Origin of the sequence: Ferruginibacter sp. (assembly GCF_014377975.1) — a bacterium.
Classification (GTDB): Bacteria; Bacteroidota; Bacteroidia; order Chitinophagales; family Chitinophagaceae; genus Ferruginibacter.
In genome coordinates this window covers 1-10,249 of sequence record NZ_JACMOO010000148.1, presented here as the reverse complement: position 1 = coordinate 10,249, position 10,249 = coordinate 1, and the positions used below count along the sequence as shown (strand labels likewise).

Below are 10,249 nucleotides of genomic sequence, written 5' to 3'. Positions count from 1 at the left end.
GCTGCTCCTGCAAAAAAAGCTGCTCCTGCAAAGAAAGCTGCTCCTGCAAAAAAAGCTGCTCCTGCAAAGAAAGCTGCTCCTGCGAAAAAAGCTGCTCCTGCAAAGAAAGCTGCTCCTGCAAAAAAAGCTGCTCCTAAAAAAGCTGCTCCTGCAAAGAAGAAGTAGAACTACTTTTTTAAAAGCGAAATTAATAAGAAAGTCCTGGCAAGTTGCCGGGACTTTTATTTTAGACCTATGGTATTACTTCACCTATCCTGCTGTAATTATATTCTGTTTGCTTAATTAAGTAAGCAGTTTTACTGCTACTTTTGTTAAATGGATAATTATCAAATTGCAGACTCCTTCTCACTCTTAGCGAAACTGAGCGACATTCATGGCGAAAATAGTTTTAAAGCAAAGTCGTATGCAACGGCTGCTTTTACTATTGAAAAACTACCCATGCAATTAAGCGAAACTCCTCATGAAAAATTATTTACCATAAAAGGAATCGGCGAATCAACGGGTAAAAAAATAATAGAAATTTTAACCACTGGTACACTAAAATCACTGGAAGAAATGATTGAAAAAACACCGCCGGGGGTAATGGAATTACTAAACATAAAAGGAATTGGTCCAAAAAAAATCGCTGTCATCTGGAAGGAAATGGAGATAGAAAGTATAGGCGAATTATTATACGCATGCAAAGAAAACCGATTGAAATTATACAAAGGTTTTGGAGAAAAAACGCAGCACAATGTTATTGAGACGATAGAATTTTATTTAAAAAGCAAAGGCAGTTTTCTTTTTTCGCAGATAAATTTGATGGCAGATGAAGTAAAAAGTTTTTTTGAAAAAATATTTTTTACAAATAAAATTGCATTAACAGGAGGGTATACAAGGCATCTTGAAATTATACATGAACTACAATTGGTAATTGATGATACGACAGACAATATCGAAAATAAATTAGCTGCTGTTACAGATTTTGAATTGATAGAAAAGAACCAGCATGATCTTTTATACAAGGCTGCTATTGGTCTGAAAATACGTTTACATGGTTGTGATGATACGCCATTTATGCAGCAGGTATTTTTAAAGAATTGCAGCGAAGAATTTGCTGATGCATTTACCCAAAAATATCCATCGGTTAACTATAAAACCTGCGAAAATGAAGCAGCTATTTTTACCAGTACCGGATTGAATTATATACCGCCCTTTCAGCGGGAGTTTATTACTATTATTGATAAAGCAAAACAGGGGCCGCTGCCTCCATTATTGCAGGTAAATGATATCAAAGGAATTATACACAGCCATAGCAACTGGAGTGATGGTGGTTATACTATTGAAGAGATGGCGAAAGCAGCCATCGGCAAGGGTTTTGAATATTTGGTAATCAGCGACCACAGCAAAAGTGCTTTTTATGCCAACGGGCTAAAGGAAGACAGGATTAAAGAGCAGCATTTGTATATTGACCAATTGAATGAGCAACTTGCCCCATTTAAAATTTTAAAAAGTATTGAAAGTGATATTTTAAATGATGGCAGTCTTGATTACAGCAATGCAATCTTATCTACTTTCGACTTGGTAATTGCATCTGTGCATTCTAATTTAAAAATGAGCGAAGAAAAAGCCATGATGCGTTTGATCAACGCCATTGAAAATCCTTACACTACTATTTTAGGCCACATGACGGGCAGGTTGCTATTAAGCCGTAAAGGCTATCCTGTTGACCATAAAAAAATTATTGATGCCTGCGCCGCCAACAATGTGGTAATAGAGCTGAATGCACATCCCAGTCGCCTGGATATGGACTGGCGGTATATTGGGTATGCGCTGGAAAAAAATGTATTGATCTCCATAGATCCTGATGCACACTCACTGGATGGTTTAGACGATATAAAGTATGGAATAATATCTGCGCAGAAAGCAATGGTTGAAAAAGAAAATAATTTAAGCAGTTTTGGATTGAAAGAGCTGGAAGCTTTTTTATTGAAGAAGAAAGTTTCTTTAATTAAGAATTAAGAATATTGCTGAATGCAGGTGTATGATTCATTGATTTTTATAATAAAAGAGAGATACCAGCCTCCACAGTATTTACACTGTTTTTAAGCTATACAATGGTTGTACACAGGATGTATTTTTACTGGATTTCTATTTAAATATTGCTGGTTATTCGCTGTTAAATTCCAACAATTACACTTAAAAGGTTTTAGCTACTAGTAAGCCTGGCAACAGCACCCATCAGCGATATAAAAATCCCCACGAAAAGCCCCGATAAAATATCCTTGTTTTTATAAACAGCCAGGCAATAAAGTCTGTGGTTTTTTATGGCTGATTTTTTCCATAAGAAATTAAATTGGCCATAATCCGGTAAGCGCCTTCAACGCCATTGGGCAGTTGCCGGTGAAATGAATAAGCACAATAAGTATAAAACCCTTTTCCATACTTTGCCATCAGCCAGCCACCACTTTGCGGTGCCTGGCCTTTGTCGTAAGTGGATATGATGGGCACATAAGCGGTATCCCAGGTGGAAAAGAATTTAGAACCGCGTTGCTCTATCCAATGTTCAAAATCGGTTAAGGAAATTTTGTTGGGATAATTTAATACCCGGTGATGTAAGGCCAATAATTTTACGGGCGAATCTTCTTCAGAAACTTCTTCTGAATTACCAGGTAATACAGCGGGATAAGGTGCCATGAGATCAGGGACAAACTCCGGTGTTTGAAACAGCACGATCAAATGGCCACCATTTTTTGCATAATTTAAAAGTCGTTGATTGTATGTATTCAAATCCTGCCGCACTGCATAGGCCCTTGTACCAATCATGATTACAGTATATTGATCTAATCTTGCTGATGCAAGATCATTGGCATTCAGCAAATGCACTTTGGCACCCAATTGTTCAAGCCCACGTGCAACCTCATCGCCAACGCCCATTACGTATCCAACAGTAATTTGCGGCGCTATTTTCACATTGATTCCTTTTATGGTTGCAACCGCAGGACGGTATAAAATAGTTTGGTCCAGATCACGATAACTGATCAGCTCATATCCCTGCGTGTATACTTTGTCGTTTGCTGTTGCAATGGCGTTTACTGTATAGTTTTTTTCTGCAATGGAGGGCATCGAAATTTTTATGATAAAATTATTTTTTTCGCCGGCCCGGCTAAATGAAAATGGTATTTGTGAGGGTTCTGCTTTCCACCCGGTGGGTATATTCATTGCAAGATTACCTTTAATAGTGCTATCATAATTATTTATCAATTCAACTTTGACTTCAAAGTTTTTTATTTTTTTGTTTACAGGAATTATACCCAGCCCTGGTTGAATATTTACTGCAATGACAGGCGCTGTTTTTAAAGTATATTGGTTATAACCATAAGGTAAACCGGACTGCCTTACCTGTACCGGCATTTGTATTTTTATCAACTCACCATTGATGGTATAAGCCGCCATAACCTGCACTGCTGGGGTACCCCAGGGTAAATTTTCAAATTGCTTTTCCTTTAAATGGTATTGATTTTCATCTAATGAATTACGGTAAAAATAAGGCTCGGAATAACCTGCGTCTTCAGGAACTGTAACGCTGTACACCTTTGTTATTTTTTCATTGCCTTGCAAGGGCTTTAAATCCTGTTGAATGGTTTTTATCTTCCATCCAGGTGATGTGATGAGATCAATATTCTTTGGTTTAATTGAAATAGTGCTGTTGTTAACTAACTCCACTTCAACTTTAAAAGGTTTACCGGCAACAGCAAACCCCATCGTTGGCAGGGGTTCCCAAAAGTTTCTTATTACACTGGTTTGTCCGGGAACGGCTATGGCCTTTAGACGAATACCCAAAGTAGTATTGATAGCATCTGTAAACTGCCGCTCTTTAACCTCCAGTAAAAAATACGCTTCAGGCTGGTTAGTTATTAATTGAATGGCAGCTCGGGTTTTAGATAAGCCATTGGTAAGAAAAGGAATGATTGCCGCAGGATTACTAACCTGGAATGTAGTAATTGCCTGATATGTCTGCGATGCAATATCGCCCAGCAATGACATTATTCCGGCGGGGGCAGTTTCGCCGGTAATTTTAAATATGCCGGTGATGGAAGTATCTATTCCATCAAAAAAACTATTTTCTTTTTCATCACTCTTTACACTACTTTGAAGTCGCTCGTAATATGTTATAGAAGGGCCATTCACTTCATTGCGCTGGCCGCCAAACTGCGACCGGTGAAAACTGTAACCCAACAGTGAAAAGTTTTTATACGACTGCCCTAACCATGGGCAATATATGCCGGTATTCAATTCTATATTCCAGTGCTCTTTTTCAGTAACACCGCCGCGATAAAATTTTAATGCTTTCCATGGCCGTAAGCCTTCTTTGGTAATTTGTTCCGGAAATGCCGATGAATCACCCGCCAATAAAAAGGCCTGCTGACTCATCTCTCCGGCCGCCTGGTGGTTACCGTGGCCATCACGTTGTGACCCATGAAAACGGGAGATGATAACCAACGGCCTGTTGATACGGATCACTCTTATCATTTCACTCAACACATTTTGCTTTCCCCATTTATCATAGGCTTCTTCTACCCTTTTTGAAAATCCATAATCAACCAGTTTGGTAAAGTACAAATCATCCAAACCATAATAACTAGCGGCTAATAAAAATTCTTCCGTACGCAATAAACCTAACTCATCAAAAGATTCTACTCCTAAAACATTGCCACCACTTTCGCCCCGGTTCAATGATAGCAAAGCAGTACGTGCTCCTGTTCCCCTACCCAGGTAAGTGATTACATCTGCAGGCTCATCATCCGGGTGGGCCTGCGTATGCAATGTACTTGCGGTGGTGTTAAGTTTCAACAGTTTTTGATAGATGCCTGCTACGCCATCATCTTGTGGCAAATCCCTTGCACCTTGTTTTTGCCCGGTTAGTGTCAATACTTTATCCAGTGCCGGCCTGTTGGTTTGTGCTGATACTTCTGCAACAATAAAGACAATGAAAATATTTGTACAGCAATAAATAAATAATTTTAAAAAGGAAGAATATTGAGGTAGAATATGTTTCATCAGGCTAATAATTTGCAACAATGAAATTAGGTTAATTCAATGGATTTATTTTGCGGGAAAAGCCGGTAAAATTCATGGACGACCGTTAATTTTCATATTAAATTCAATTAATTTTATGAACATCAGCAACCGATTTATCTGATAAATGGATTGATAATTTCTAGTAAAAAATTTCTCATTTTATCTTCTTTGTAAGCAAACAGACCATTTAATATTTAAAAAGGCAGAAGTTGGCGTTTAAGGGTTTAACAATTTTTGCCCATGAGAAATTAAGGGGGTAATCTGTGTTACGGCAGTATAATTGTAACTATGGGATAGCAAAAAATTATTAAATCGTTGTTATCATTACCTTTACAAAGTAAATTTTGGTAATTTACTACAACAATGAACGCTTTTCAAACACTTTATAATGAACTAATTTCCTTCCTCGGCATAAGCGATTGGTTGCAAATGTTTACGTCGGGCGATTACAGTTCACTTACTACATTAGATGGGTTTACCAATTCGTTGGGGCCGCTCATTCCTTTTTTACTGATCATAGAAATTGGAAGAACGCTTATTTTTAAAAGCTTCAAAGGAGGAGTTTACAAGGTTAATCTTTTTATATATATTTTCAACAGCTTTATTGGAAGATTTATTTCCATTGCAGCCGTTACCTTATGTATCGGCCTGTTTGAAAAATATGCGCCAATTAAAACAACGTTTACGTGGTACTGGATGATATATGGATACATTGTTTGGGAGCTTGCACATTTTGTGTATCACTATCTTGCCCATAAAGTAAGATTATTCTGGTGCCTGCATTCAACCCATCATGCACCGAATAGCATGAACTTGTCTGTAACGTATGCACATTTTTTCCTGGAGGGTCCTTATGCCGATGTAATACGAACATCCATTTGCATCCTGCTAGGGGTAAATCCACCGCTGTTATTTTTTATTATGTTTATTGATGGCACATGGGGTGCCTTTATACATACGGGTGAAAATATTTTAAAAGATGGACGCCTTGGATTTATGAACCGCTTTGTGTTAACACCTTCGCATCACCGGGTTCATCATGCAAAAAACCCCTTGTACATGGATACCAATTTTTGTAACCTGCTCAATATTTGGGACAGGGTTTTTGGAACATTGCGGCATGAAAAGGAAGATCTTCCAATTGAATATGGAATCACCCGGCAAATGAATCCACATAATTTTTGGGATGTTTATTTTGGTGAAATAACTGCCCTCGTGAAAGATGTTTACAAGGCACCAGGCATAAAAAATAAACTGATGTATATTTTTATGGCACCTGGCTGGAGCCATACCGGTGATCATAAAACAGCTAAGATTGTAAAAGAAGAATTTTTAAAAAGTCAGCAATCCTCTTCCGTTGTAATGCATGAATCCCAATAATTTAAAAATCCTTTCAACAGGCAATTGTTTACCCCTTTTCAATCCAATAAATACTATATATTATTGTGATATTGATTAAAAGCCCGGATGTATAAGGTGCAGCTGTTAGTGCCAAGGTAGGAACTGTGGTGTGTAAAATTCATTTGCTGGAAGAAAATCCAGAACAAATAGAAGACAGGGTGAACGATTCCCTGATTGTAACATCAACGAAGTATGTAAAAAAATCAGTCAATTAATTGAGTTGTTGAGTGATTGCCTCAATTAGAAATTTTGAATATCCTATTGATGAAATTTAAAGGTAACTTTAATCGTTAGACCTTGAAATATTCCAATTTAAAATAAGCACGTGATTAAAAATATTTTTTTATTCATCTACTGTTTTCTTTTTTATTCCTTAAAAATATTGGCACAAACAGATGCATTCTCCGGTAGCTGGCAGATGGAATATTCGACCGCTGCAATGGCTTCTCCGATTAAACTTGAATTGCAGATTGGCGTCTCCCAAAGAAATATTTTATACCCTGCACACATAAAGCTGGAATGCGATAGTTTTTTTGCTGAATACGATTTATTGCTGGCCAAAAAAAATAGCCGGGAATTGGGTATTAGTAAAAATAAATTTCCCAGGTTTCAAAAACCATTCGGGTTAAAAGAAGGGTCATTTTTTTTAACCGGCAGTTTTGATCTTAGCAAAGATTTAAAAGGCATGCCGGTTTTAAATTTTCTTCGCATTGATTCAAAACAACCAGCCGCTATACCTACAATAGGAGTGATAAACGATAGCGCAAGGTTAACAGCAAAAATTAAAAATTTTTTGAAAGAGGAAGATATCAGTTTAAAGAAAATAACCAGTATTCCCTGGCATAGTGTAAACTCGGATTGTATTTTGGAACCTGCTTTATCACCCACTTATTTTGGCTTAAGAGATACTATTTATTTACCCACCAGGGATGGCATCATTAATTTTTCAGGAGTAAAAAAACGAAAAAACGACCGGGTATCCGTAACATTAAACGGCCAGGTAGTTTTGGAAAAAATTGATATTGAAAAAAAGAATCAGCAATCGGATATACTGCTTAGCCCGGGATTAAACATTCTTACATTTTTTGCAGATAATTTTGGAAATGATTTGCCCAATATAAGCAGGATGAATCTTGAATTTGGCAATAAAAAATTTGCATTGGATTTTGCAAACAGAAAAGACAGTGCTGCCACCTTTATTGTTGTTAAACTGGTTTGCGATCCGGATAAATCCAAAGAAAGATATTTTGTAGAAAATACAAATCCAGGTGAAGAAAAATTATTGAAAAAAGATGAAAAACTGGTGGGTAGTATTATATCAGGTACAAAAATCCTGACCTTTGCAATTTGGGATGAAGTGATAGATGACGGGGATAGTGTTTCAATAAAAATTAACAACGAATGGCTTGTACGGGGTTGCCCTGTAAAAAAAACACCCAGGTTTATAACAGTAACCTTAAAGCCAGGCCCCAATACCATTGTTTTTTTAGCCGATAATCTCGGATCCATTCCACCCAATACATCCGTGCTGGAAATTATTGATGGCAAACGAAGAAAATCCTACGAAATGGAAAGTAATCCCGGCGAAAAAAATCTAATTAAAATATTTTACGAAACAGAGCCGGGTTTAAAATAATACAACTGTTAGTACTTGCCGGGAATACTACATGCCTATTCTTATAAATACAATGACCGGCATAATGCCGGCCATTGTTATAAAATTTATTCCTCCGTCAACAAATTATCTTCCAGGTGTAATCAAAATATTGCGGTAGTCAATGGTGCCATGGTCGCCCTGCAGCATGATGGGTCCGGGTTCGCCTTCTTTGCTGTCCAGCGCTCCGCCCGTAATGCCGGGTATTTCCTGGTTGCAGATAATCTGCACACCATTTGCCACCACAGTAACAACCCGGCCTACTAATGTAATATCGTAACTCTGCCATTCGCCGGGTCCTTTTGCCACCATTTCTAAAGGCGCAATAAAGCCATAAATGGCGCCGAAATAATCTTTCAAAGGTTCCATCCCTTTATTGTCCGCTACCTGTACTTCATAGCGTCCACGCAAATAAACACCACTGTTACTTTCCTTAGGATATCTAAATTCAATATGCAGTTTAAAGTCATTAAATTTTTGATCGGTAATTAAATTAGATCCGGGACGTGGGCTTTTTAAAATTCCATTTTTCACTTCCCACTGATTGGCTCCTTCTGTATGCCATCCTTTTAAATCTGTACCCGAAAAAAGTTTAATCTGTTTGCCCCAAACCGGTTGCTTTGCTCTTTTTAAAACCGGTGCTCTAACGCCCGTCCAGTTGTGGGTTTTACCATCGCTGCCTGTGATGGTACCGCTTAGTTTATCATCCTGCAAACTACCTTCTACAGCAAGGTCTTTATCTTCCGGCTCCCATTGTGGTGGCAGGGTAAAGCTTATTTTTCCCTCGCTGAAATTTACCCTCGAAACCGGTCTTGCACTACCACCTGCTCCCACAAAGTATCCTACCAATGTATGCAGACCGGAATGTCTTACTTCCAGCCAGGAAGGAACTTGTTTCCCTTCAACATCAATCGTAAGGTCCCATCTTCCTTCAATAGCAGGATCCCCGGGTGGTTGATTATTATTATTGTTTGCTTTGCTAAAAGATACCACCAGCAGTAACACTGCCAATTGTAGTAAACGCTTCATTGAAACCGGATGCATACTGATCCCCCTGCCTTTTTTCATGTGATTTTTTTTAATGAAATAATTAAAATTACCAATCGTTGATTGATGAATTGTAAAATTGATAGTAATCGCTTTTATTGCATGAAGTTATTAATTATACAGTAAGAAAATAACAGGCTAAGAAATTACAACGTAATTTATTGCTGAGTTGTGCACATAATAACTATGGTATTAAAATTTTGGACATTGCAAACTCCGTTTTGTTTTTCCGGATATTCTCTCAGATGACTGACCTCCCTGCCCATCATTATTTTTTCCGGGCCGGATAGTAAGTGCAAAGTAAAAGCCGCCCGCCTGCATTTTATTTTTTGAAAAAATATTGGCAATATTGTGGGTACCAAATAATACGGGTCCTGCTTTAAATGCCCCGCCCACCCACAATTGTTTTTGCGTATTTAACTGCACCGGAAAATAAACGCCCAGCAATTTTGTTTCCCAGCGGGGTGTAATTGCCAGCAGGTTCATATCTTTTATATAAAGTATTTTTTTTGGTATGAGCGATAAGACTGCAAGGGTAAGTTCTGCGTTTAAAAAAAAATTGGTTAAGAGGTGCTGATCGACGTTGATGATAATGCGGGCAGGCTGATACATATTAAAAGCCCCCTTTAGTTGTGTAAATGAATTGGCAATACCCGCCAGGCTGTCATTAAAACCATCTATCGAATGGATGTTTGAAAATCTTCTTTCAATTAAGGTATCGCTGATATTTGGTTTGCCTGCTATTACTGAACTACTTCTGCTGCTGTATCGGAATTTATTTCTTCCAATATCCATCAGCGAAATACCAATTTTTGTGCGGTACGCAAAATTATTTTCGTCTTTATCATCATTATCATCTAACAAAATGTATTCAAGCCCCGCATCGGCACTTATTCCCGACATGGAGTGCTGGTAAAAATTTTTACGGTTTGTGGAACTGGTTTTATTACTGTCTATTTCATCAAAGTTAGATGAATACCCATATTGCAACCTGCCTTCCGTAAGCAAATAGCCTGCCTCACTACCTGTTGCAGGTATATAGCTCAACCCTCCTGCATTAATATAGCCCCCCGCCAATGCCCTGTC

At 37.9% G+C, this 10,249-nt stretch carries 6 protein-coding genes and 1 pseudogene; 4 read left to right on the top strand and 3 right to left on the bottom strand.

What is annotated here, in order from left to right:
• Nucleotides 1–315 precede the first annotated feature (315 nt).
• A complete protein-coding gene (locus H7254_RS08760; RefSeq protein ID WP_301932611.1) occupies nt 316–2,001 on the top strand; it encodes a DNA polymerase/3'-5' exonuclease PolX in 1,686 nt (561 codons plus the stop codon).
• Between the two features lie 303 nt (nt 2,002–2,304).
• Here the strand turns inward: H7254_RS08760 and H7254_RS08755 are convergent, their stop codons facing one another.
• On the bottom strand, nt 2,305–5,040 hold the full coding sequence (locus H7254_RS08755; RefSeq protein WP_301932610.1) for a PIG-L family deacetylase: 2,736 nt from the start codon (nt 5,038–5,040) through the stop codon (nt 2,305–2,307).
• A 384-nt stretch (nt 5,041–5,424) separates the two neighbouring features.
• Here H7254_RS08755 and H7254_RS08750 point away from each other — a divergent pair, with 384 nt between their 5' ends.
• From H7254_RS08750 to H7254_RS08745, 3 genes and pseudogenes are all read left to right on the top strand, one after another.
• Nucleotides 5,425–6,441: a sterol desaturase family protein gene (locus H7254_RS08750; protein WP_301932609.1), complete on the top strand. Its 1,017-nt coding sequence runs from the start codon at nt 5,425–5,427 to the stop codon at nt 6,439–6,441.
• A 107-nt stretch (nt 6,442–6,548) separates the two neighbouring features.
• A pseudogene (locus H7254_RS21465) lies at nt 6,549–6,677 on the top strand (PhnA domain-containing protein); the annotation flags it as partial.
• Between the two features lie 110 nt (nt 6,678–6,787).
• Nucleotides 6,788–8,098: a hypothetical protein gene (locus H7254_RS08745; protein WP_301932608.1), complete on the top strand. Its 1,311-nt coding sequence runs from the start codon at nt 6,788–6,790 to the stop codon at nt 8,096–8,098.
• Nucleotides 8,099–8,203: 105 nt separating this feature from the next.
• Here the strand turns inward: H7254_RS08745 and H7254_RS08740 are convergent, their stop codons facing one another.
• Complete coding sequence (locus H7254_RS08740; RefSeq protein ID WP_301932607.1) at nt 8,204–9,184, bottom strand: DUF1080 domain-containing protein; 981 nt, start codon at nt 9,182–9,184, stop codon at nt 8,204–8,206.
• 171 nt (nt 9,185–9,355) lie between these two features.
• Nucleotides 9,356–10,249, bottom strand: an 894-nt coding sequence (locus H7254_RS08735) for a hypothetical protein (protein WP_301932606.1), incomplete at its 5' end; no start/stop codon positions are given.

Excerpts from the sequence above, each read along its gene's own strand:
- H7254_RS08740 (WP_301932607.1), bottom strand. The coding sequence starts at position 9,184 with ATGAAAAAAGGCAGGGGGATCAGTATGCATCCGGTTTCAATGAAGCGT.
- H7254_RS08755 (WP_301932610.1), bottom strand. The coding sequence starts at position 5,040 with ATGAAACATATTCTACCTCAATATTCTTCCTTTTTAAAATTATTTATT.
- H7254_RS08750 (WP_301932609.1), top strand. The coding sequence starts at position 5,425 with ATGAACGCTTTTCAAACACTTTATAATGAACTAATTTCCTTCCTCGGC.
- H7254_RS08760 (WP_301932611.1), top strand. The coding sequence starts at position 316 with ATGGATAATTATCAAATTGCAGACTCCTTCTCACTCTTAGCGAAACTG.